Source organism: Streptomyces sp. 3211.6, assembly GCF_003634815.1.
Classification (GTDB): Bacteria; Actinomycetota; Actinomycetes; order Streptomycetales; family Streptomycetaceae; genus Streptomyces; species Streptomyces katrae_A.
The window spans coordinates 4,787,003-4,809,770 of the sequence record NZ_RBXC01000001.1 but is presented as its reverse complement, the minus strand read 5'-3'; the positions used below and the strand labels follow the sequence as shown (position 1 = coordinate 4,809,770).

General features: G+C 71.9%; 23 protein-coding genes. 9 read left to right on the top strand and 14 right to left on the bottom strand.

Features of this window, described 5'->3' with window-relative positions; all coding sequences use genetic code 11:
- Positions 1–116 precede the first annotated feature (116 nt).
- The 3 genes from guaB to BX286_RS22375 all read right to left on the bottom strand — a co-directional run bounded on the left by guaB (position 117) and on the right by BX286_RS22375 (position 3,333).
- The gene (guaB, locus tag BX286_RS22385) at positions 117–1,625 is read right to left on the bottom strand and encodes an IMP dehydrogenase (RefSeq protein ID WP_079429337.1); all 1,509 of its coding nucleotides are present in this window, start codon (positions 1,623–1,625) and stop codon (positions 117–119) included.
- 123 nt (positions 1,626–1,748) lie between these two features.
- The gene (locus BX286_RS22380) at positions 1,749–2,378 is read right to left on the bottom strand and encodes a sigma-70 family RNA polymerase sigma factor (RefSeq protein WP_079429336.1); all 630 of its coding nucleotides are present in this window, start codon (positions 2,376–2,378) and stop codon (positions 1,749–1,751) included.
- A gap of 343 nt (positions 2,379–2,721) precedes the next feature.
- A complete protein-coding gene (locus BX286_RS22375) occupies positions 2,722–3,333 on the bottom strand; it encodes a response regulator transcription factor (protein ID WP_003948568.1) in 612 nt (203 codons plus the stop codon).
- Between the two features lie 380 nt (positions 3,334–3,713).
- Here BX286_RS22375 and BX286_RS22370 point away from each other — a divergent pair, with 380 nt between their 5' ends.
- A complete protein-coding gene (locus tag BX286_RS22370; protein WP_079429335.1) occupies positions 3,714–4,040 on the top strand; it encodes a WhiB family transcriptional regulator in 327 nt (108 codons plus the stop codon).
- A 3-nt stretch (positions 4,041–4,043) separates the two neighbouring features.
- On the opposite strand, the gene BX286_RS22365 is transcribed toward BX286_RS22370, so the two are convergent.
- A complete protein-coding gene (locus tag BX286_RS22365) occupies positions 4,044–4,940 on the bottom strand; it encodes a LysR family transcriptional regulator (RefSeq protein ID WP_079429334.1) in 897 nt (298 codons plus the stop codon).
- 108 nt (positions 4,941–5,048) lie between these two features.
- Here BX286_RS22365 and BX286_RS22360 point away from each other — a divergent pair, with 108 nt between their 5' ends.
- A complete protein-coding gene (locus BX286_RS22360) occupies positions 5,049–5,822 on the top strand; it encodes an SDR family oxidoreductase (RefSeq protein ID WP_079429333.1) in 774 nt (257 codons plus the stop codon).
- Between the two features lie 119 nt (positions 5,823–5,941).
- The gene (locus BX286_RS22355; RefSeq protein ID WP_079429332.1) at positions 5,942–6,640 is read left to right on the top strand and encodes an ester cyclase; all 699 of its coding nucleotides are present in this window, start codon (positions 5,942–5,944) and stop codon (positions 6,638–6,640) included.
- An 86-nt stretch (positions 6,641–6,726) separates the two neighbouring features.
- Here BX286_RS22355 and groL read toward each other — a convergent pair whose 3' ends face one another.
- On the bottom strand, positions 6,727–8,355 hold the full coding sequence (gene groL, locus BX286_RS22350; RefSeq protein WP_079429331.1) for a chaperonin GroEL: 1,629 nt from the start codon (positions 8,353–8,355) through the stop codon (positions 6,727–6,729).
- A 111-nt stretch (positions 8,356–8,466) separates the two neighbouring features.
- On the bottom strand, positions 8,467–8,775 hold the full coding sequence (gene groES / locus BX286_RS22345) for a co-chaperone GroES (RefSeq protein ID WP_030230757.1): 309 nt from the start codon (positions 8,773–8,775) through the stop codon (positions 8,467–8,469).
- Positions 8,776–9,054: 279 nt separating this feature from the next.
- Between groES and BX286_RS22340 the strand changes: the two genes are divergently transcribed.
- The 4 genes from BX286_RS22340 (at position 9,055) to BX286_RS22320 (ending at position 14,315) form a co-directional block, all read left to right on the top strand.
- Entirely contained in the window at positions 9,055–9,741 is a 687-nt protein-coding gene (locus BX286_RS22340) for a response regulator transcription factor (protein ID WP_121016131.1), read from the top strand.
- 12 nt (positions 9,742–9,753) lie between these two features.
- A complete protein-coding gene (locus tag BX286_RS22335; RefSeq protein ID WP_121016129.1) occupies positions 9,754–11,127 on the top strand; it encodes a HAMP domain-containing sensor histidine kinase in 1,374 nt (457 codons plus the stop codon).
- A gap of 293 nt (positions 11,128–11,420) precedes the next feature.
- Positions 11,421–12,824: an FtsW/RodA/SpoVE family cell cycle protein gene (locus BX286_RS22330; RefSeq protein WP_100863065.1), complete on the top strand. Its 1,404-nt coding sequence runs from the start codon at positions 11,421–11,423 to the stop codon at positions 12,822–12,824.
- Positions 12,825–13,577: 753 nt separating this feature from the next.
- Complete coding sequence (locus BX286_RS22320; protein WP_121016127.1) at positions 13,578–14,315, top strand: VOC family protein; 738 nt, start codon at positions 13,578–13,580, stop codon at positions 14,313–14,315.
- Positions 14,316–15,059: 744 nt separating this feature from the next.
- Here the strand turns inward: BX286_RS22320 and BX286_RS22310 are convergent.
- Both BX286_RS22310 and BX286_RS22305 read right to left on the bottom strand, forming a co-directional pair.
- Positions 15,060–15,950, bottom strand: coding sequence for a polysaccharide deacetylase family protein (locus BX286_RS22310; protein WP_237293056.1), 891 nt, complete (start codon positions 15,948–15,950; stop codon positions 15,060–15,062).
- On the bottom strand, positions 15,947–16,900 hold the full coding sequence (locus tag BX286_RS22305) for a polysaccharide deacetylase family protein (protein ID WP_398898795.1): 954 nt from the start codon (positions 16,898–16,900) through the stop codon (positions 15,947–15,949). Before BX286_RS22305 ends, BX286_RS22310 begins: the two co-directional genes overlap by 4 nt.
- A gap of 89 nt (positions 16,901–16,989) precedes the next feature.
- On the opposite strand from BX286_RS22305, the gene BX286_RS22300 reads away from it, so the two are divergent.
- A complete protein-coding gene (locus tag BX286_RS22300) occupies positions 16,990–18,162 on the top strand; it encodes a THUMP-like domain-containing protein (RefSeq protein WP_100863067.1) in 1,173 nt (390 codons plus the stop codon).
- 78 nt (positions 18,163–18,240) lie between these two features.
- Here BX286_RS22300 and BX286_RS22295 read toward each other — a convergent pair whose 3' ends face one another.
- Genes BX286_RS22295 through tsaB form a run of 5 tightly spaced genes read right to left on the bottom strand, consistent with a single transcriptional unit; the run spans position 18,241 to position 21,620 of the window.
- Complete coding sequence (locus BX286_RS22295; RefSeq protein ID WP_185117201.1) at positions 18,241–18,927, bottom strand: hypothetical protein; 687 nt, start codon at positions 18,925–18,927, stop codon at positions 18,241–18,243.
- Between the two features lie 57 nt (positions 18,928–18,984).
- Positions 18,985–19,263 (bottom strand): hypothetical protein, encoded by a 279-nt coding sequence (locus BX286_RS22290; protein WP_237293053.1) that lies wholly within the window; start codon positions 19,261–19,263, stop codon positions 18,985–18,987.
- Positions 19,260–20,408 carry a tRNA (adenosine(37)-N6)-threonylcarbamoyltransferase complex transferase subunit TsaD gene (tsaD, locus tag BX286_RS22285; RefSeq protein ID WP_079429323.1) on the bottom strand — a complete coding sequence of 383 codons (1,149 nt, stop codon included), beginning with the start codon at positions 20,406–20,408 and terminating at the stop codon, positions 19,260–19,262. Before tsaD ends, BX286_RS22290 begins: the two co-directional genes overlap by 4 nt.
- Entirely contained in the window at positions 20,401–20,946 is a 546-nt protein-coding gene (gene rimI / locus BX286_RS22280) for a ribosomal protein S18-alanine N-acetyltransferase (RefSeq protein ID WP_079429322.1), read from the bottom strand. The genes tsaD and rimI overlap by 8 nt, the downstream gene beginning before the upstream one ends.
- Positions 20,943–21,620 (bottom strand): tRNA (adenosine(37)-N6)-threonylcarbamoyltransferase complex dimerization subunit type 1 TsaB, encoded by a 678-nt coding sequence (gene tsaB, locus BX286_RS22275; protein ID WP_121016123.1) that lies wholly within the window; start codon positions 21,618–21,620, stop codon positions 20,943–20,945. The genes rimI and tsaB overlap by 4 nt, the downstream gene beginning before the upstream one ends.
- A 171-nt stretch (positions 21,621–21,791) precedes the next feature.
- Between tsaB and BX286_RS22270 the strand changes: the two genes are divergently transcribed.
- On the top strand, positions 21,792–22,355 hold the full coding sequence (locus BX286_RS22270; RefSeq protein ID WP_121016121.1) for a hypothetical protein: 564 nt from the start codon (positions 21,792–21,794) through the stop codon (positions 22,353–22,355).
- Positions 22,356–22,455: 100 nt separating this feature from the next.
- Here the strand turns inward: BX286_RS22270 and BX286_RS36130 are convergent, their stop codons facing one another.
- Positions 22,456–22,638 (bottom strand): hypothetical protein, encoded by a 183-nt coding sequence (locus BX286_RS36130; RefSeq protein ID WP_123995442.1) that lies wholly within the window; start codon positions 22,636–22,638, stop codon positions 22,456–22,458.
- Positions 22,639–22,768 lie beyond the last annotated feature (130 nt).

The window sequence follows — 22,768 nt, the reverse complement described above, 5'->3', positions numbered from 1 at the left end:
GGGACCCGCGTTCCGGTGACCGCTGTACGGACGCACGCGCGCAGCGTGCGGGGCGTGCGCGGACGCGCCGGAGGGGCGGGCCCGGGCGGGCCCGCCCCTCCGGGCGGTCATCGTGTTCAGCCCTGGCGGCTGTAGTTCGGCGCTTCCACCGTCATCTGGATGTCGTGCGGGTGGCTCTCCTTGAGGCCCGCCGAGGTGATCCGGACGAACCGGCCGCGGTCCTGGAGCTCCGGCACCGTGCGGCCGCCGACGTAGAACATCGACTGGCGCAGGCCGCCGACGAGCTGGTGGACCACCGCGGACAGCGGGCCGCGGTAGGGCACCTGGCCCTCGATGCCCTCGGGGATCAGCTTGTCGTCGCCGCCGACCCCCTCCTGGAAGTAGCGGTCCTTGGAGAAGGACTTGCGGTCGCCGCGGGACTGCATGGCGCCGAGCGAGCCCATGCCGCGGTACGACTTGAACTGCTTGCCGTTGATGAACAGCAGCTCGCCCGGGGACTCCTCGCAGCCCGCGAGCAGCGAGCCGAGCATCACCGTGTCGGCGCCCGCGACCAGGGCCTTGGCGATGTCGCCGGAGTACTGGAGGCCGCCGTCGCCGATGACGGGGACGCCCGCGGCCTTGGCGGCCAGCGAGGCCTCGTAGATCGCGGTGACCTGCGGGACGCCGATGCCGGCGACGACGCGGGTGGTGCAGATGGAGCCGGGGCCGACGCCGACCTTGATGCCGTCGACGCCCGAGTCGATCAGGGCCTGGGCGCCGTCGCGGGTGGCGACGTTGCCGCCGATGACGTCGACGGAGGAGTTCGACTTGATCTTGGCGACCATGTCGCCGACCAGGCGGGAGTGGCCGTGGGCGGTGTCGACGACGATGAAGTCGGCGCCCGCTTCGATCAGGGCCTGGGCGCGCTCGTAGGCGTCACCGGCGACGCCGACGGCGGCGCCGACCAGCAGGCGGCCGTCCTTGTCCTTGGCGGCGTTCGGGTACTTCTCCGCCTTGACGAAGTCCTTGACCGTGATGAGGCCCTTGAGGATGCCCGCCTCGTCGACCAGCGGAAGCTTCTCGATCTTGTGGCGGCGCAGCAGCTCCATGGCGTCCACGCCGGAGATGCCGACCTTGCCCGTGACCAGCGGCATCGGGGTCATGACCTCGCGCACCTGGCGGCTGCGGTCCGACTCGAAGGCCATGTCGCGGTTGGTGACGATGCCGAGCAGCTTGCCGGCGGAGTCGGTGACCGGGACGCCGGAGATGCGGAACTTCGCGCAGAGCTCGTCGGCCTCGCGCAGCGTCGCGTCCGGGTGGACCGTGATCGGGTCGGTGACCATGCCGGACTCGGAGCGCTTGACCAGGTCGACCTGGTTGGCCTGGTCGGCGATGGAGAGGTTGCGGTGCAGGACGCCGACGCCGCCCTGGCGGGCCATCGCGATGGCCATCCGGGACTCGGTGACCTTGTCCATGGCCGCGGAAAGCAGCGGAACGTTCACACGGACGTTGCGCGAGATGAGGGAGGAAGTGTCGATCTCGTCCGGAGCCATGTCCGACGCGCCCGGCAGCAGCAGCACGTCGTCGTAGGTCAGTCCGAGCGCGGCGAATTTGTCGGGCACTCCAGTCGAACCGCTGTCGGTCATGACACCTTCCCAAATGGTCTTGCTCAGCGCGGATGTCCATGCTAACGGGATACCGAGGCGTCTCATTCCACGACCAAGGTCAACCAGAAGATTCGTAGCTTCCTACGACGGAAAACACCGGGCTCACTGCTCCGCGAGCGCCCGCAGCCGGCTCAGCGCCCGGTGCTGCGCGACCCGCACCGCGCCCGGGGACATGCCGAGCATCTGGCCGGTCTCCTCGGCGGTCAGCCCGACGGCCACACGCAGCACGAGCAGCTCGCGCTGGTTCTCCGGCAGGTTGGCCAGCAGCTTCTTGGCCCAGGCGGCGTCACTGCTGAGCAGCGCCCGCTCCTCCGGGCCGAGCGAGTCGTCCGGCCGCTCCGGCATCTCGTCGGACGGGACGGCCGTGCTCCCGGGGTGCCGCATGGCGGCCCGCTGGAGGTCGGCGACCTTGTGCGCGGCGATGGCGAAGACGAACGCCTCGAAGGGACGGCCGGTGTCCCGGTAGCGGGGCAGCGCCATCAGGACGGCGACGCACACCTCCTGCGCCAGGTCCTCGACGAAGTGGCGGGCATCACCCGGGAGCCGCGACAGCCGGGTGCGGCAGTAGCGGATGGCGAGGGGGTGCACGAAGGCCAGCAGATCGTGCGTGGCCTGTTCGTCACCGTCGACCGCGCGGCGTACGAGCGCACTGACGGGCCCGGCGTTGCCGCCTTTGGCGGCGCCGGTGGGGCCTGTGGCCGGGGATGACCCCAGGGCCTCGTCGTCGCGCATCAATCCATGGTGCCTTGGCGCCGGAGCGTTCGTGGCATCGCGGTCCGTGTTGTGCGTCGAAGCGTTATGAGCGGGTGCGCCGGAACCCATCTTCTGCGCCCTCCCCTCCGCTCGGCCCGAATCGTCGTCCCCGAGGACTCGACCTCTCCAAGAATGCGGCACACCATCAAGGATGCGGCATCGCGCCCGAAGCGACACGTCCCCTGGATTGTGCCCCGTCAATCCCCGGCGGGACACCGGTCGGGACGGGACTTTCCCGCCCCGTCTCCCCCGGCGAGCCTGCCGCCCCGCCCGCCCACCGGCGGACGGGACCGCTCCGGTCAGCCGGACGCCCCTCCCGCGGTCAGCGGACGAGACCCCAGCGGAAGCCGAGCGCCACGGCGTGCGCCCGGTCCGAGGCGCCGAGCTTCTTGAAGAGCCTGCGGGCGTGCGTCTTGACCGTGTCCTCGGAGAGGAAGAGCTCGCGCCCGATCTCCGCGTTGGACCGGCCGTGGCTCATGCCCTCCAGCACCTGGATCTCGCGCGCGGTGAGGGTGGGCGCGGCGCCCATCTCCGCCGAGCGCAGCCGGCGCGGGGCCAGCCGCCAGGTCGGGTCGGCGAGCGCCTGGGTGACCGTGGCCCGCAGTTCGGCGCGCGAGGCGTCCTTGTGCAGGTAGCCGCGGGCGCCGGCGGCGACCGCGAGGGCCACGCCGTCCAGGTCCTCGGCGACCGTCAGCATGATGATGCGGGCGCCCGGGTCGGCGGACAGGAGCCGGCGCACGGTCTCGACACCGCCGAGGCCGGGCATCCGTACGTCCATCAGAATCAGGTCGGACCGGTCGGCACCCCAGCGGCGGAGGACTTCCTCGCCGTTGGCAGCCGTCGTCACACGCTCGACGCCGGGCACGGTGGCAACCGCGCGACGGAGCGCCTCTCGGGCAAGCGGGGAGTCGTCGCAGACGAGGACGGAAGTCATGACCGCCCTCCGCAGCTGCTGATGCGCGTCACCTTGAGCCTCCAGGCTGGTACGTATCGTCACCTGTGCGGTCGACGTCCTCGGACATCTGTCCGGGAACTTCTCGTTTCAACCGCACTCGCTCTCTCAACGATGGTCACTCGAAAGAGTTACGGGTCGGACGGACACCTTCGGCACTCTACGTGAGGAAGCGATCACAGCGCTGGAGCCACCCCGTCGCGCGCCCTCCATCTGGAGCTATGCCCTATTTGGCGGCTTTCCTTCCGTTTTGCATGTGCCTGAGGCTAGATTCCCAATGAGTCATATTTACATCTACTACGACAGTAGGTGTGGAGACATGGACCGTATCCGCCTCAGTACCGGCACCAAGAGGACTACCCATGGCAGATTTCTCCCGCCTCCCCGGACCGAACGCCGACCTCTGGGACTGGCAGCTGCTGGCAGCCTGCCGAGGGGTCGACAGCTCCCTCTTCTTCCACCCGGAGGGTGAGCGGGGCGCGGCCAGGAGTGCGCGCGAGGCCTCGGCTAAAGAGGTCTGCATGCGCTGCCCGGTGCGCGCGGAATGCGCCGCGCACGCACTCGCCGTCCGCGAGCCCTACGGGGTGTGGGGCGGCCTCACCGAGGACGAACGCGAGGAGCTGATGGGCCGCGCGCGGCACCGCCTGATCCCCGCCTCCAGCACGATCGGCCCGATCGCCCCCCACTGACCGTCAGCGGGCGGCGGCCCGCACCAGCTCCCCCAGGGTCGCCGCCACCGCCGGCACGCGGGCCAGGTCGGGCAGCGTCAGCGCCACGACCTCCCGCTCCACCGCCGGCTCCACCGCCAGGGCGCTCACCCCCTTGGCCCGCACGGACTCCACCGCCAGCTCCGGCAGCACCGCCACGCCCAGCCCCGCGCCGACCAGTCCGACCACGGCCGGGTAGTCGTCGGTGGCGAAGTCGATGCGCGGGGTGAAGCCCGCGCCCTCGCACACCTCCACCAGATGGCGGCGGCAGCGCGGACAGCCCGCGATCCACGGCTCGTCGGCCAGCTCGGCCATGCGCACCCGCCCGGCACCGGCCAGCCGGTGCCCCTCGGGCACCAGCCCGACGAGCCGGTCGGTCAGCAGCGGGGTGACCACGAGGTCCTCCCACTCGGCCACGGCCGCCGCCCCGCCGTAGCGGAAGGCCAGCGCCAGGTCGCAGTCCCCCTCGCGCAGCATCTCCACCGAACGCGGCGGCTCCGCCTCCACCAGGGAGATGCGGGTGCCCGGGTGCTCGGCGCGCATCGCCGCGAGCGCGGTCGGCACCAGCGTGGAACTGCCGCTGGGGAAGGAGACGAGCCGCACCCGCCCGGCGCGCAGCCCGGCGATGGCGGCGACCTCCTCCTCGGCGGCGGTCAGCCCGGCCAGGATCCCGGCGGCGTGCCGCACGAGCGCTTCCCCCGCCTGGGTCAGCCGCATCTCGCGGCCCGTACGGACCAGCAGCGGGGTGCCGGCCGACTGTTCCAGGGCCTTCATCTGCTGGGAGACGGCGGGCTGGGTGCAGCCGAGCTCGCGGGCGGCGGCGGAGAAGGAACCGGTCCCGGCGACAGCGCGCAGGATCCGCAGGTGGCGTGCCTCAATCACCCTTCGAGCATAAGCCCGCCTTTTGCTCCGGCCGCAATCTTCGGCCGGACCTTTGGGAACGGGCCCCGCAGGGTGGGGGCGCAGGGCCCGGGCGGCTATTTTGCGCACATGACGACTGCGTTGATCACTGGATCCACGGCGGGCATCGGCGCCGCCTTCGCCCGGCGGCTCGCCGCCCAGGGCCACAACCTCGTCCTGGTGGCCCGGGACACGAAGCGGCTGGCCGAGCAGGCCACCGAGCTGCACGACCGGCACGGCATCGAGGCCGAGGTCCTGGCCGCCGACCTGTCCACGGAGGAGGGCATCGCGGCGGTCGAGACCCGCCTCGGGGACCGTACGCACCCGGTGGACCTGCTGGTCAACAACGCCGGGTTCGGCAACAAGGGCCGCTACCTGGAGGTCTCCATGGCCGACGAGCTGGCCATGCTGAAGGTGCACATCGAGGCGGTGCTGCGGCTGACCTCGGCGGCCACGGCCTCGATGCGCTCGCGCGGCCGCGGCGGGGTCGTGAACGTGGCCTCGGTGGCCGCCTTCGTCCCGCGCGGCACCTACGGCGCCAGCAAGGCCTGGGTCGTGCAGTTCACCCAGGGCGCGGCCCGGGACCTGGCGGGGTCCGGGGTGCGGCTGATGGCGCTGTGCCCGGGCTTCGTGCGGACCGAGTTCCACCAGCGGGCCGGGATGGGCACCGACAACATCCCGGGCTGGCTGTGGCTCGACGCCGACAAGCTGGTGGCCGCCGCGCTGGCCGACCTGGCGCGCGGGAAGACGGTCTCGATCCCGGACCCGCGGTACAAGGCGCTGATGGGCGTGGTGAAGCTGACGCCGCGCGGGCTGCTCGGCGGGGTCTCCTCCCGGACGGGGCGCAAGTACGGGCCGCAGTAGACGCGGCGGGGTGCGGGAGGCAGGCCCCGGGGTGTCCGTATGACCCGTCGGTAATCGCGGCAAAAGGGTGAAATCTCCCTAAACTGGACGTGTCCCATCCACCCCGGGGAGGCGACGCGATGACGTTCGTACAGGTAATCGATTACGAGACCAGGCGGTTCGACGAGATGAACGCCCTCATCGACCGCTACGCGGAACAGACCAGCGGGAAGCGCACGGTCACCCACACCATGATCGGCAGGGACCGCGACTCCCAGACCCACTACGTGGACCTCGTCGAATTCCCCTCGTACGAGGAGGCGATGAAGAACTCCCACCTCCCCGAGACCGACCGGATGTTCCAGGAGATGGTCGCGCTCTGCGAGGGAATGCCCAAGTTCATGAACCTCGACGTGGTGCGCGACGAGTACCTCAACAAGCTCGTCGTGAACCGGATGTTCGAGGAGTGCATCCTCAAGGGCGACTTCGCCGTCCTGGACGAGTGCCTGGCGGCGGACTACAAGGACCACGACATCATGGAGAGCGAGGGCCAGAGCGACGGCCGCGACGGCATGCGGCAGACCATCAGCACGTGGAGGGAAGCCTTCGACTTCTCCTTCGAGCAGACCCGGCAGATCGCCGAAGGCGACTGCGTCACGACCCTCTGGAACTGGAAGGGCAACCAGAAGGGCCCGTTCATGGGGGTCGCCCCGACCGGCAAGGAAGTGACGATGTCGGGATGTACGACCTTCCGTCTCGACAACGGCCAGATCGCCGAGGGCTGGTGGTACTACGACGCCCCGAGCCTGATGCGGCAGATGGGCATGATGCCCGAGTAGGCCGGCACGCAAGAGGCCCTGGTCACCCCCGCGTCGCAGCGGTGACCAGGGCCTTCTCGTTCAGCTAGCGCTCAGCGGCGACGGCCTCAGTGGCTGTGACCGTGACCGTGGCCGTGACCGGCGTCGCCCTCTTCCTCCGCCGGCTTCTCGACGACCAGGGTCTCGGTCGTGAGCAGCAGGGAGGCGATGGAAGCGGCGTTCTCCAGCGCGGAGCGGGTGACCTTGACCGGGTCGATGACGCCGGCCTTGACCAGGTCGCCGTACTCGCCGGTGGCGGCGTTGAAGCCGTTGCCCTTCTCCAGCTCCGCCACCTTCGAGGTGATGACGTAGCCCTCGAGGCCGGCGTTCTCGGCGATCCAGCGCAGCGGCTCGACGGCGGCGCGGCGGACGACCGCCACACCCGTGCCCTCGTCGCCGGTCAGGCCGAGGTTGCCCTCGAGGACCTTGACGGCGTGGACGAGCGCGGAGCCACCGCCGGAGACGATGCCCTCCTCGACCGCGGCGCGGGTCGCGGAGATGGCGTCCTCGAGACGGTGCTTCTTCTCCTTGAGCTCCACCTCGGTGGCGGCGCCGACCTTGATGACGCAGACGCCGCCGGCGAGCTTCGCCAGGCGCTCCTGCAGCTTCTCGCGGTCCCAGTCGGAGTCCGTGGACTCGATCTCGGCCTTGATCTGGTTGACGCGGCCCGCGACGTCGGCGGCGTTGCCGCCACCGTCGACGATGGTCGTGTCGTCCTTGGAGATGGTCACGCGGCGCGCGGAACCGAGGACGTCCAGACCGGCCTGGTCGAGCTTGAGGCCGACCTCCTCGGCGATGACGGTGGCACCGGTGAGGGTGGCCATGTCCTGGAGCATCGCCTTGCGGCGGTCGCCGAAGCCCGGGGCCTTGACGGCGACCGCGTTGAAGGTGCCGCGGATCTTGTTGACGACGAGGGTGGAAAGGGCCTCGCCCTCGACGTCCTCGGCGATGATCAGCAGCGGCTTGGAGCCACCCGCCTGGATGACCTTCTCCAGCAGCGGCAGGAGGTCCTGGATGGAGGAGATCTTGCCCTGGTTGATCAGGATGTACGGGTCGTCGAGGACGGCCTCCATACGCTCCTGGTCGGTGACCATGTACGGGGAGAGGTAGCCCTTGTCGAAGGCCATGCCCTCGGTGAACTCCAGCTCCAGGCCGAAGGCGTTGGACTCCTCGACGGTGATGACACCGTCCTTGCCGACCTTGTCCATCGCCTCGGCGATGAGCTCGCCGACCTGCGAGTCCTGCGCGGAGAGCGCGGCCACGGCGGCGATGTCCGACTTGTCCTCGATCGGGCGGGCGGTCGCGAGGAGCTCCTCGGACACGGCCTTGACCGCGGCGTCGATGCCCTTCTTCAGGGCGGCCGGGGAGGCGCCGGCGGCGACGTTGCGCAGACCCTCGCGGACGAGCGCCTGGGCGAGCACGGTGGCGGTGGTGGTGCCGTCACCCGCGATGTCGTTGGTCTTGGTCGCCACCTCCTTCACGAGCTGGGCGCCGAGGTTCTCGTACGGGTCGTCCAGCTCGACCTCGCGGGCGATGGTGACACCGTCGTTGGTGATGGTGGGGGCGCCGAACTTCTTGTCGATGACGACGTTGCGGCCCTTGGGACCGATCGTCACCTTCACCGTGTCGGCAAGCTTGTTGACGCCGCGCTCGAGGGCGCGACGGGCGTCCTCGTCGAACTTCAGGATCTTCGCCATGGGAGCGGTTCAGCCCTCTCGAAAACTCGGGTTTAACGAACCGCGCCCCTCGCCGCCCGGCAATCAGCGGGGTGACCAGGGGCGCAGTTCAAAGCAATGCGTGAGAAGTGATTACTTCTCGACGATCGCGAGCACGTCGCGGGCCGAGAGGACGAGGTACTCCTCGCCGCTGTACTTCACTTCGGTGCCGCCGTACTTGCTGTACAGCACGATGTCGCCGACGGAGACGTCCAGCGGAAGACGCTGGCCGTCCTCGAAGCGGCCCGGGCCGACCGCGAGGACGACGCCCTCCTGGGGCTTCTCCTTCGCGGTGTCCGGGATGACCAGGCCGGAGGCCGTGGTCTGCTCGGCGTCGAGCGGCTGGACCACGATGCGGTCCTCAAGCGGCTTGATGGCAACCTTGGAGCTGGCGGTCGTCACGATCCGACCTCCCCCTTCGGAGATCCGGGGTTAACTGTCTGAGGTGGCGACCAGGTCGATCCGTCGTCGCGGGTGCCGGACCTGCCTGTCGCTGTGTTGGCACTCACCGGTGGCGAGTGCCAGGTGTGACACTATTCCGGCGATTAGCACTCGGTCAAGCGGAGTGCCAACACAGGCCGCCACTCCCACCGGATCCGGCCGCTGGACGACCCGTTTGGCTCATTCGGCACGGGGGCCGGGGCGCAGGCCCGCCATCGCGCCCTGTGTGAGGCTTGCCCCGTGCGCATCCTGGTCGTGGAAGACGAAGAGAACCTGGCCGAGTCCCTGTGGCAGGGCCTGTCCGCCGAGGGCCACCGCGTCGAGGTCGCCCACGACGGGCACCGCGGGCTGGAGCTGGCCCTCACCGGCGGCCCCTACGACGTCGTGCTGCTGGACCTCATGCTGCCCGGCCCCGGCGGCGCCGAGATCTGCACCCGGATGCGCGCCCACGGCGACCCCACCCCCGTCCTGATGCTCACCGCCAAGGACGGCGAGTACGACGAGGCCGACGGTCTCGACGCCGGGGCCGACGACTACCTCACCAAGCCCTTCTCCTTCGTCGTGCTCGGCGCCCGCCTGCGCGCCCTCGCCCGCCGCGCCGCCGGCCCCGGGCCCGCGCCCGCCGTGCTCCGCGCCGGGGACCTGGTCCTCGACCCGCACGACCGCCGCTGCCGCCGCGGCGCGCAGGACATCGAGCTCACCGCCCGCGAGCTCGGCGTGCTCGCCTGCCTGATGGAGCGCCCCGGCAGGGCCGTCGCCAAGCAGGACATCCTCGACGAGGTGTGGGACTCCCCCCACGGCATCGACCCGAACATCGTCGAGGTCTACGTCTCCTCCCTGCGCAAGAAGATCGACGCCCCCTTCGGCCGCCGCTCCATCCTCACCGTCCACGGCACGGGCTACCGCATGGCCCCCGACGGCGGCTGAGGGCGGTCGACCTTGGTCAGCAGCCTCCGCGCCCGGACCGCGCTCGCCGCCGCGGTCGCGATGGCCGCCGTGCTCGCCACCGGCGGACTGTGGCTCTACACCCTCATGCGCGGCAACCTCCTCGACAACACCACCGGCCGCACCGAGCTCGCCGCACGGAAGACCGCCGCCCAGGCCGACACCCGCACCCTCCCGCCCGGCGGCCGGCTGCCCGCGCCGGAGGGCGGGGTCGACCTGGTCCTCGTACGCGACGCACAGGGCCGGACCGTCGCGAGCACCGCCGCCGGCGGGGAACCCCGGGACATCCCCCGCCTCGACGGGCTCCGCCCCGGCCCCGGGCAGGACTCCCGGTCGGCCGTCCTGCCCCCCGCGCACCCCGGCGGGCAGCGGCGCGTGGTCGTCGCGGTCGAGGCCCCCGGCCCGCCCGGGGCGCACGACGCCGCCGCCCCGCACACCGTGTACGCGCTGACCGTGCTCGGGGACGTGGACGACGCCACCCGCGCCGTCGCGGTCGCACTGCTCGCCGGGGCGCCGCCGATGATCGCCTTCGCCGCGGCGCTGGCCTGGTGGGCCACCGGGCACGCGCTGCGCCCCGTCACCGCGATCCGCTCCGGGCTGGCCGCGGTCACCGCGAGCGAGCTGGACCGCCGCGTCCCCGACCCGGGCGGCGCCGACGAGATCGCCCAGCTGGCACGGACCGTCAACGACACCCTCGACCGGCTGGAGCGCTCCGACGCCCGGCAGCGGCAGTTCACCGCCGACGCCTCGCACGAACTGCGCAACCCGCTGGCCGCCGTCCGCTCCCGGCTGGAGGTGGCCCTGGCCATGGAGCGGCCCGACCGGGCGTCGGTGGAGGCCGCGCTGGCCGACACCGACCGGCTCCAGCGGATCGCCGCCGACCTGCTGCTCCTGGCCCGCCTCGACGGCGGACCCGCGCCGCGGCCCGAGCCGGTGGACCTGGCGCTGCTGGCGGCGGAGGACGCGGCACGCCGCCCCGCGCCCCGGGTGCCGCTGCGGGTGGAGGCACCGGCGCCGGTCCCGGCGTACGGGGACGCGGCGCGGCTGGAGCGGGCGCTGGGCAACCTGGTGGACAACGCCCTGAGGTACGCGCGGGGCCAGGTCGTGGTGCGGGCCGCCGCGCGGGACGGGTGGGCGGTGCTGGAGGTGGCCGACGACGGTCCGGGGATCCCGGAGGCGGACCGGGCCCGGGTCTTCGAGCGCTTCGTACGGCTCGACGCGGACCGGGGCCGGGCCAGCGGCGGCACCGGCCTGGGCCTGCCGATCGCCCGCGAGATCGCCCGGGCCCACGGGGGCGGCGTCCGCGCCCTGGGCGCGCCGGGCGGGGGCGCGCTGCTGGAGCTGCGGATCCCGTCGCGGAGGCGCTGAGCCCCCGCTCTCAGGCAGGCGTTCCTGGCGGAAAAGTGCAATTTTCGACACTCCCCATCGAGGGCTTCGGGCTTCGCAAGGAACCATGGGGAGGACACCAACGTCATAGATGATATGAAGATAAAGCGCCTCATTGCCGAGCAGATCGGTCCCCAGACCGCCACTGCGACCCCGAGTGCACCGGGCGCCGCGTCTCTTTCCCCCTCCTCGCCCTCCACGGCGTCATCCCCGTCGGCCGCTCCTCCGCCCCCTCCGCAGGCGCGGCAGGACACCATCGACGGTGGCGGCGTTCCGTGCGTGGACTGAGGCCGCTGACGGTGGCGGGTGCCCGCCGCCGGACCGAAGCACTCCTGCTGGTGTTCGTCGTCGGCATCGCCGTCTTCGGGCACGTGAGCGCGGGCCTGGCCATGAACGGCGAGCTGCCGCAGCACCTCACCAGCTTCGTGATCAGCATGTCGCTGCTCTCGCTGGTGGGACACCTGGGCATCCGCCGGTTCGCGGCGTACGCGGACCCGCTGATCTTCCCGCTCGCGATGCTGCTGACCGGGCTGGGCCTCGTCCTGATCCACCGGCTCGACCAGGGGTACATCGAGCGCTACGGGTCGGACGCGAACGCTCCCGGCCAGCTGATGTGGACGGTGGTCGGGGTCGCCGCCTGCCTGCTGGTGGTGGCGCTGCTGCGGGACCACCGGCTGCTCCAGCGGTTCATCTACATCACGATGGCCGTGGCGCTGGTGCTGCTGATCGCGCCGGCGTTCTTCGGCGCGGACACGTACGGCGCGAAGCGCTGGATCATCCTGTTCGGGTTCTCGCTCCAGCCGGGCGAGTTCGTGAAGATCATGATCGCGACCTTCTTCGCGGGGTACCTGGTCATCCACCGCGACTCGCTGGCACTGGCGGGCCGGAAGTTCCTGGGCATGCGGCTGCCGCCGATGCGCCAGCTCGGACCGATCATCACGGTGTGGATCATCTCGCTGCTCGTGCTGGTCTTCGAACGCGACCTGGGGACCTCGCTGATCTTCTTCGGCGTCTTCGTGGTGATGCTGTACGTCGCCACCGAGCGCACCAGCTGGATCGTGTGCGGCCTGGTCCTGGCGGCGGGCGGCGCCTTCGTGGTCGGCTCGACCGAGCCGCACGTGAAGGCACGCGTGGCGGCCTGGCTCAACCCGCTGTCGTACTACTGGGAGAACCGCCCGCCCGGGGTCACCTCCGACCAGTCGGCGCAGGCCCTGTTCAGCTTCGGCACGGGCGGCGTCTCGGGCACCGGCCTGGGAATGGGCCACCCCGAGCTGATCAAGTTCGCGGGGCGCAGCGACTTCATCCTGACGACGGTGGGCGAGGAGCTCGGCCTGGCGGGGGTCATGGCCGTCCTGCTGCTGTACGCCCTGCTCGTCCAGCGGGGCCTGCGGATGGCCCTGGCCGCGCGTGACCCGTTCGGCAAGCTGCTGGCGATCGGCCTGGCGTCGGCGCTGGCGCTCCAGGTCTTCGTGGTCGCGGGCGGCGTCACGGGCCTGATCCCCCTGACCGGCAAGGCCCTGCCCTTCCTGGCGAAGGGCGGCTCGTCACTGCTGGCCAACTGGATCATGATCGCCCTCCTCCTCCGCATCAGCGACAGCGCGGAACGCCAGAGGGAGGCGGACGCCCGAGGCCCGGCGGAAACGACCATCACCCCGGTGGTGGCGGGGGTGGTGGGGTAGGGGCGGGGGCCGGCTTTTTCCCCCTCGAGGGGTAGGGGGCGGGTCGGTGGCTGCCCACCCGCCTCACGGCGGGGTCCGCGCGGGGCGGAACCGGATAGCGGACCGGTGCGGGGGATGACCGGGTTCCAGCTGGACGGTCTCAGAGAGGGGTTGGGGCTTTCCCGTCAGTCTCATCGTCCTTCCGCGTCGGGCCGCCCTGTCAAGGGCGCTCCTTCGTCGCGTCGCTTCGCGATCGCCTACGGCGACCCTTGACAGACCGTCCCGCCGCGAAATGCCGAAGACTGCCGGGAAACCCCCAAAGGAACGGGACGGACGTTCATGGGACATCCGGCGGAATCAGCGACCAGGCGGGATGGTCGGGGGCCGCCTCGCCAAGCATCCGGGCCGATATCGGCAGCAATCGGGGCCGCGATTCGCGACAGATCGCTACGCGCTCCTCCCGTCTCAGCGTCCGACGCCCGCCTGGGGCCGCTGCCCGCAGGGAAGGACGACGGATCCGGCATCCGGGGCCGGTGGGCGCGACAAATCGCTACGCGCTCCTCGAATTCCGGCGTCCGCGACCCGTCTGGGGCTGCTACCCGCACCCAAGGGCGACGGGATCGGCATCGGAGCTCGCCAGGCGCGTCAGATCGCTACGCGCTCCTCGAAATCCGGCGTCCGGCGGCCGTCTTGGGCTGCTACCTGCACCAAATGCCGACCGGATGGGCATCCGGGGCCGGTGGGCGCCGTAGATCGACTTCTAGGATCTGCTGCATGGCAACGCGACTTGTGCAGATCAACATGAAGGCCCAGGACGACACCGCACTCGGCCGGTTCTGGGCGGAGGCGCTCGGCTGGGGTATCGACAGCGAGGGGCCCGGCGTGACCAACCTCGAACCCGTGGGGTTCGCCTACCCCGACCCCGTGGCCGTGTGCGTCGACATCATCGCCCGGCCGGAGCCCAAGACGGTCAAGAACCGGGTGCACCTTGATCTGGCCACCACCTCGGCCGCCCATCAGGCGGAGTTGGTCGCTCGGCTGAAGGACCTCGGCGCCACCCTGGCCGACGTGGGCCAGGGCGACGTCCCCTGGACGGTCATGGCCGATCCGGAGGGCAACGAGTTCTGCGTCCTGGAACCCCGGGAGATCTACCGCGACACCGGGCCGATCGCCGCCGTGGTGGTCGACTCCACCGACCCGCGCGAGATGGCACGGTTCTGGGGCGAAGCGATGGACTGGACGGTGCACCAGGTCACCGACGACCAGGCGACCATGCGATCCGCCCAAGGGGTCGGCCCCTACCTGGAATTCATCCGCACCCCGGACACCAAGAGCGTGTGGAACCGCGTCCACCTCGACGTCGCCCCCTACTCCGGTGACGACCTGGCCGCAGAGGCGGCCCGGCTGCGCGCCCTGGGAGCCACCGACCCCGGCATCGACCAGTCCGCCATCTCCTGGACGATCCTCGCCGACCCGGAAGGCAACGAGTTCTGCCTCCTCTCCCCGCGCTGACCAGCCCAAGAGAACCGTCGGACGCCGAGCCGAGAGGAGCGCGTAGCGATCTGGGGCGTCCACCGGCCCCGGATGTCCATCCGGTCGGCATTTGGTGCAGGTAGCAGCCCAAGACGGCCGCCAGACGCCGGAATCCGAGGAGCGCGTAGCGATCTGACGCGCCTGGCGAGCTCCGATGCCGATCCCGTCGCCCTTGGGTGCGGGTAGCAGCCCCAGACGGGTCGCGGACGCCGGAATTCGAGGAGCGCGTAGCGATTTGTCGCGCCCACCGGCCCCGGATGCCGGATCCGTCGTCCTTCCCTGCGGGCAGCGGCCCCAGACGGCCGTCGGACGCTGAGACGAGAGGAGCGCGTAGCGATCTGGCGCGAATCGCGGCCCCCATTCATTGGCTCGTCGGCCCGGATGCCCGGCGAGGCGGCCCCCGACCATCCCGCCTGGTCGCTGATTCCGCCGGATGTCCCATAAACGTCCGTCCCGTTCCTTTGGGGGTTTCCCGGCAGTCTTCGGCATTTCGCGGCGGGACGGTCTGTCAAGGGTCGCCGTAGGCGATCGCGAAGCGACGCGACGAAGGAGCGCCCTTGACAGGGCGGCCCGACGCGGAAGGACGATGAGACTGACGGGAAACCCCCAACCCATCCCTGAGACCGCCCCGCCGGAACCCCGACCACCCCCACCCCCGCTCCGCCGCCCAGTCCCCGCCCAGCGGGAGCCCGCCCCAGCTCCCCAGCCGCGACGCCCACCCCCCTACAGGTAGTCCTCCAGGCGGCCGATCTTGTACCCCTGCTCCTGTATGTGCTGGAGCATCTTCGTCGCCATGTGGATTTCCGTCGCGCCCTTGAGTTCCGACGGGCCGCGGAAGTGGGCCAGGATGATGTCGCCGGGTTTGAGGGCCGAGCCCTCGGCGTACTGGAAGTCGTTTATCTGCATCGACGCCCGCCACAGCACGACCGTGTTGATACCGCACTCCGAGGCGGCCTTCAGGGTGTCGTCGTTGTAGTTGCCGAAGGGCGGGCGGAACAGGACCGGACGCTTGCCGAAGCGCTTCTCCAAGCGCTCCTGCTGGCCGCATATCTCCTTCTTCTGCGCCGCGAACGCCAGCGTGCGCATGTTGGGGTGCGTCAGCGTGTGGTTGTTTATCGTGCTGCCGGAGCCGTTGTCGCGGAGCTTCTCGAAGTAGCCGTAGTCCGACGACGCCACGTTGTCCGTCAGGAACATGCCGATCGGCAGCTTGAGGTCGGCCGCCATCTTCAGGAACTCGGGGTCCTTCTCCGCGCCGTCGTCGAAGGTCAGGAAGACGACCTTGTCGTTCGGAGCCACGGGTATTCGGTCCACGACCACCGGCTTGCCCGGGCCCGCCGGCTTCGGGAGTTGGGGCTTCTGCGCGGGCTTCGGGGCGTACTGCAGCGGGGCGGTCAGCCCCCACTTGCGGTACGCCTCGTCCCCCGGGGTGCCCGCCTGGGCGGAGGCGGCCGCGGAGGCCGGGGCGGACGGGGAGGCCGACGGGGCCCCCGGCGTCTGCCCGGCCTTGCGGCCCAGTCTCTCGATGGGATCCACGCTGTTCCCGCATCCCGACAGGGACAGCGCGAGCGCGCCGGCCGTCAGCGTCCCGGCTACCAGCCGGCGCGCGTACTTCACAGGTAATCCTCCAGGCGGGCCACGGCGTACCCCTTGTCCGTGACGGTCTTCATGACATGACGGATCATGTCAGGCATCGTGCCCTTCCAGTCCTCGCGGCCCCGGAAGTGCGTGAGGATGATGTCCCCGGGGTGCAGGTCCCTGTCCCATTCACGGTAGTCCATCCGGTTCGGGAAGGCCTCCGCGTTCCACAGGGGGACCGCCTTGATGCCACAGGACTTCGCCGCCCGCAGCGTGTCCTGGTTGTAGTTCCCGTACGGCGGCCGGAACAGCTGGGGCCGCTTGCCGAACTGCTTCTGGATGGTGTCCTGCTGCCCGCAGATCTCCTCGCGCTGCTGCTCGTAGTTGAGGCCGGGCAGGTAGCGGTGGTTGAGGGTGTGGTTGTCCAGGGTGACGCCCGCGTCCTGCATCTGCTTGAAGTACGGGTAGTTGTCCCGCACGAGGTAGTCGCTGAGGAACGCCGTGTACGGGATCTTCAGCTCCTGCATCATCCGGATGAACTCGGGGTCCTTCTCGGCCCCGTCGTCGACCGTCAGGAAGACGACCTTGTCCTCGGTCGGGACGGTGGTGAAGACCGGGGGCAGCTCGTCCTGCCCCTCGACCTCGAAGCCCTCCCGCGCGGTGATCTCCGGCTTCGTCCTGGGTCCGGGCGGGGCCGCGAGCGGGGTCTTGGCGAGGCCCCACTTCTTGGCCATGGCGGCGCGCGCCTGCTGGGCGGCCTTCTGCTGCTCGGCGGAGTTGGCGAGGGCGCCTGCCGCGCCCGGGCCGGCCTCGGCGGCGGCGTGGCCCGGCTTGCCCTTGACGGGCGTCCCCGGGTCGGCGGCGCCGCACCCCGTGCCCAGGGCGGCGACCAGCAGCGCTGCCGCGGCCACCCCGTACCGGCCGCGCGGGCGTGCCGCGGACCGGTGACCAAACTGCGAGGGATTTCCCTTTTGTCGTACAAGCTGCATAGCGCGGATCCTTGCACCGCCCGGCGCGGCTCCCCGGTCGACACCACGACCGCGGTCCCCCCTTCCACCGACTGGCCGACAATGGAGCCGTGACTCCCGAAGACTTCGCCGCGCTCCTCACCCCCGAGGGGCGCGCCCTCCTCGACTCGCTCCGCGACTACGACCCCGCCCAGGAGCTGGCCGTGGCCACCCGGCTGCGCCGCGAGCACCCCGCCGGGCTGGTGTCGGCCGCGCTGGGCCAGGCCCGGCTGAGGCAGCGGGCGGTGGCGAAGTTCGGGGCCGAGGACGCGTTCCGGATGTTCTTCACCCCCGGCGGCGGGGAGATGGCCACCCGCGCGTCCGTGGCCTCGTACCGGGCCGAGCGGCTGGCCGGGCTGGGCGTACGGAGCGTCGCGGACCTGTGCTGCGGGATCGGCGGGGACGCGCTGGCGCTGGCGCGGCGCGGGATCCGGGTGCTGGCGGTGGACCTCGACCCGCTGACGGTGGCGGTCGCGCGGGCCAACGCGGAGGCGCTGGGGCTGGCGGACCTGATCGAGGTCCGGGAGGCGGACGTGACGACGGTCGACGTCTCCTCGTACGACGCCGTCTTCATCGACCCGGCGCGGCGCGGCGGGCGCGGGCGGATCTTCGACCCGGAGTCGTACTCGCCGCCGCTGTCGTGGGCGGTGGAGGCGGCGCGGGCGGCCACGTACGCGGCCATCAAGATCGCGCCGGGGATCCCGCACGAGGCGGTGCCGGCGGAGGCCGAGGCGGAGTGGATCTCGGACCACGGGGATGTGAAGGAGGCCGTGCTGTGGTTCGGCACCGCCCCCGGGACGGTACGGGCCACCCTGCTGCCGGGGCCGGTCGGGCTGCGCACCGCCGACCCGCTGCCGGATCCCGCGGCGGGCCCGGTGGGGCGCTGGCTGTACGAGCCGGACGGGGCGGTGATCCGGGCGCACCTGGTGGCGGAGGTGGCGGAGCGGCTGGACGGGCGGCTGATCGACCCGACGATCGCGTACATCACGTCCGACGAGCTGCGGGCCACGCCCTACGCGACGGCTTACGAGATCACGGACGTGCTGCCGTTCGGGCTGAAGAAGCTGAAGGCGCTGCTGCGGGAGCGGGAGGTGGGGGTGCTGACGGTGAAGAAGCGGGGGTCGGCGATCGAGCCGGAGGAGCTGCGGCGGAAGGTGAAGCCGTCGGGGCCGAACGCGGCGACGGTGTTCCTGACGCGGGTGGGCGGGGCGCCGGCGATGCTGATCGGCTCGCCGGTGGCCTAGCGGTTCGCGGGCCCGGCCCCCGACCCCGCGCCCCGGCCTCCCCCGGCTACCGCCGGGCCGGTGGGCGGGCGCCGCGCCTCACGCGCCGGCGAGGCTGGACTTCGCCGGGCGGGCAGGGGCGGCCTGGGCGCGCTGGGCGCGCTTCGGGTGGGCGGCCGTGCGGGCGCGGAGGGACCAGCTGTAGTGGGTGGCGGCCTTGGCCAGGCCCAGGAGGGCGGTGATCCACAGGATCAGCCCGAGGCCCATGGAGTACGCGACCTCCCCGACCGTGTCCGCCCCCGGCCGGGCGCCCGCCGCGGCGGTGAAGGCCGTCCAGAGGCCGAGGGCGCCCAGGGACAGGGAGGCCAGCAGCCACACCGCGCTCCGGACCGGTGCGCGCAGCCCCGTGTCCGCGCCGGGGCCGCGGTCCGCGACGGCCCAGGCGCACAGCAGCTGGTGCACCCGGCGCTCCTGCCGGGCGCCCCGTACGAAGCAGTAGCCGGCCGGCACCAGCACGGCCAGTCCCATCACGGCGAACACGGCGCCGAAGAGGCGCTCCGGCCCGGCGCCGGACTCGAAGGTCATCACGGCCATGCTCACGAAGGTCCAGCCCACCGCGAAGACCGCCGCCAGCACCCACAGCAGCGCCAGCCGCCCCAGGCCCAGGCTGCGGCGGCTCAGGTCCGCGAGGAAGCGCGCGCGGTCGGCCCGTACGACGCGCTCGTCCAGCCACTCGCGCAGGTGCGCGGGCGGCGGCGGGGGCGGCAGGTCACGGCGGCTAGGCATGCGCATGACCCTAGCGACGCCCCTTGGAGCTTCACCGCAGCGCTCCTCGACCCGTGCTCAGCCGCCCTCCGTGACCTCGACGGATTCGAACCGCCAGCGGTGCACGGCCCGGGTGATCAGGTCCGCCGCGGGCTCCGGCAGCTCCGGGAGCTCCGCCGCCGCTCCGCCCTCGGGCGCCTCCCACCAGGTGATCACGAGCACCCGGTCCTGCTGCGCGCGCAGCACCTCGCGGCGCAGCGGCTCCCGGGCCAGGACCTGGGCGCGGGCCCACTCCAGCAGCTCGTTGCCCCGGCCCTCGACGGCCCGGGCCTCCCACATCAGCGCGACGGTGTTCACGAGTAGAGGTTGTCCTTGCTGAGCTCGTGCACGTGGTCGTGGGAGTGCCCACCGTGGCCATGACCGTGGCCGTTGTCGTGGTCGTGGCCGTGCTCGTGGGACGTGCCCGGGACGTGGGGGTCCGTCACCGGGAGGGAGGAGTCCGCGGACAGGTCCCAGTCCGAGGCCGGACGGTTCCGCTTGACCATCTCCGCACCCAGCGCGGCGACCATGGCGCCGTTGTCGGTGCACAGCTTGGGCCGCGGTACACGCAGGGTGATCCCCGCGGCGTCGCACCGCTCCTGCGCCAGCGAGCGCAGCCGGGAGTTGGCCGCCACGCCACCGCCGATCATCAGGTGGTCCACGCCCTCGTCCTTGCACGCGCGGATCGCCTTGCGCGTCAGCACGTCCACCACCGCCTCCTGGAAGGAGGCCGCCACATCACGCACCGGCACCTCCTCGCCCGCGTTCCGCTTCGCCTCGATCCAGCGGGCCACCGCCGTCTTGAGGCCGGAGAAGGAGAAGTCGTACGCCGGGTCGCGCGAACCGGTGAGCCCGCGCGGGAAGTTGATGGCCGCGGGGTCGCCCTCCTTGGCCAGCCGGTCGATGACCGGCCCGCCGGGGAAGCCCAGCTGGAGCACGCGGGCGATCTTGTCGAAGGCCTCGCCCGCCGCGTCGTCGATGGTCGCGCCCAGCGGGCGCACGTCGCTGGTGATGTCCGGGGCCAGCAGCAGCGAGGAGTGGCCGCCGGAGACCAGCAGGGCCATGGTCGGCTCGGGCAGCGGACCGTGTTCGAGCTGGTCGACGCAGATGTGGGAGGCGAGGTGGTTGACCCCGTACAGCGGCTTGCCGAGCGCGTACGCGTACGCCTTCGCCGCGGAGACGCCGACCAGCAGGGCGCCCGCGAGGCCGGGACCGGCGGTGACGGCGATGCCGTCGAGGTCGCGGGCGGTGACGCCGGCTTCCTTCAGGGCGCGCTCGATGGTCGGGACCATCGCCTCGAGGTGGGCCCGGGAGGCGACCTCGGGCACGACGCCGCCGAAGCGGGCGTGCTCGTCGACGCTGGAGGCGACCGCGTCGGCGAGCAGGGTGGTGCCGCGGACGATGCCGACGCCGGTCTCGTCGCAGGAGGTCTCGATGCCGAGGACGAGCGGTTCGTCAGCCATGGGTCTCACTGCTCTCAGGGTGTTCGGGATTCTCTGTGGTCGAAGTGGCGGCAGCCGTGCGGGCCGGGTCGGTCAGGCGCATCACCAGCGCGTCGACGTTCCCCGGCTGGTAGTAGCCGCGCCGGAAGCCGATCGGCTCGAAGCCGAAGCGCTCGTAGAGCCGCTGGGCGCGGGTGTTGTCGACCCGTACCTCCAGCAGCACCTCCGCGCACTCGAAGGCGGTCGCGGCGCGCAGCAGCTCGGTGAGCAGCCGGGCGCCGAGTCCGGTGCCCCACTGGTCCTTGGCCGCCGCGATGGTCTGTACGTCGCCCAGGTCGCCGGAGGCCGCCAGTCCGGCGTAGCCGACCAGGCGGCCGCTGTCCGGGTCCTCGGCGACGACGTAGCGGCGGCTGGCGCGCGGGCCGCGGGCGTGGGCGAGTTCGGACCAGAACATCCCGGCGGACCAGGCGTCCTCGGGGAAGAGCTCGTGCTCCAGTTCCAGCACCGGTGCGATGTCCCACCAGCGCATCTCGCGGAGCACTGCGGTCGGGGCCGTCACTGCGGGGTGACCACCTTGTAGTTCTTCGGCACCTGGGCGTCGGGGCGGCGCAGGTAGAGCGGGGCCGGCGGGACGCCGTCGGCGTTCTCGAACGCCGCGCCGGCCGCGAGGCGTTCGGCGGCGAGGGCGGCGAGGGCCGCGGCCGACTGGTGCTCGGGGTCGCGCGCGTCGGTGAAGACCTCCGGGTAGAGCCGGGCGCCCTGGCCGACCGCCGGGAGGCCGGCGACCTGCTCGGCGATGTCGGCCGGGCGGTCCACGGCGGGCTCGCCGACCCGGGTGCGGGGGTCCTCGTAGCGCGCCCAGTAGACCTCCTTGCGCCGCGCGTCGGTGGCGACGATGAAGGGGCCCTCGATCCCGGCGGCGCCCGCGGCGTAGGCGAGCCCGTCGAGGGTGCACAGGCCGTGCACGGGGATGCCGAGGACGGAGGCGAAGGTGGAGGCGGTGACCAGGCCGACGCGCAGCCCGGTGTAGGGGCCGGGGCCGACGCCGACGACGATGCCGGTGAGGGCTTCGAGCTTCACCCCGGCCTCGGCGAGGACCCGGTCCACGGAGGGCAGCAGGAGCTCCCCGTGGCGGCGGGCGTCGACCTGGTGGGACTCGGCCAGGACGGACTCCCCGTCGTGCAGGGCGACGGTGACGGCGGGCGTGGCGGTATCTACGGCGAGCAAGAGCACGCGAACAGCCTACGACTCCCCGGCGGCCGGGCCTTGCGGCCGGTCGCGGCGGGCCCCGGCTGCTACCTTTCGACCGGGAGTACGGCGCGGCGCCGCAGCGGCTGTGGGGCGGCGGCGGCACGGCGACAGGGCAGCAACCGGTACGCGCGGGCGCGGAGAGGTAGGAGCAAGGTGGCAAGCAGCAGCTCGGGAATCGTGGCCGGGCTCACCGTCACGGCGATCGCGGCGATCGGGTTCCTCGGCTACCAGGCCCACGCGACCGCTCCCGCGCACCCCGTGAAGCCCGCCGCGCAGGCCCCGGCGAACCCCCAGAACCAGGCTCCGGCGCAGCAGCAGGACGCGGCGAAGCCGGCGAAGCTGCCGGCCGAGTCGGGCACCGGGCAGCGGGTGGTCTACTCGGTGTCGCAGAAGCGGGTGTGGCTGGTCACGGAGGACGGCAAGGACCCGAAGACCTTCACGGTGGTGCCGAGCACGGTGCACCCGGCTCCCGGCAGCTACCTGGTCAACTCCCGGGCGGGCACGGTCACCGGCTCGGACGGGGTGCCGATCGAGCACGTCGTCCGCTTCGCCAGCAGCACCGAGGGCATCGGGATCGGCTTCAGCGCCCGGGTGGACGGCGCCCTGCCGCAGCCGGACCCGGCGAAGAAGACGGGCGGCATCCGGATGTCGCGTGCGGACGGCGATGCCATGTGGGCCTTCGCGCTGTACAACTCGAAGGTCATCGTCGTCCAGTAGGCCGTCGGGGGCCGTCCGGCTCGCCAGGGGTTTCCCCAGCGGTCCTTCCGAGCACATTTTTCACCCGTACGTGGGTACCGCGTACGGGCCGTCGCAGGCGTCAGGCCGCTTCCGGTTCCACGGAGGCGGCCTGTTCCGTGTCCGCCGCGCCCTCGGGCGCGGGGTCCGGGGGGCCGGCTTCCGAGCGCGCGGGCGGTGTGGACACGGCGCTGGCGGCCACGCCCGCCGCGAGCAGGGCCCGCATGGACACGACGGGCGCTCGCTCTGCTCCTGCTGCCGACATGGCTGCCTCCTGAGACCCCGGGGCGCCGCACTTAGGTAGGCCTAACCAGCGCTCGGTACCATGTCATCACGCGAGCCCGCACCAGCGCAACGTTTTCCCGACGAGTTGTCGGTACCTCGTCGGCGGAACG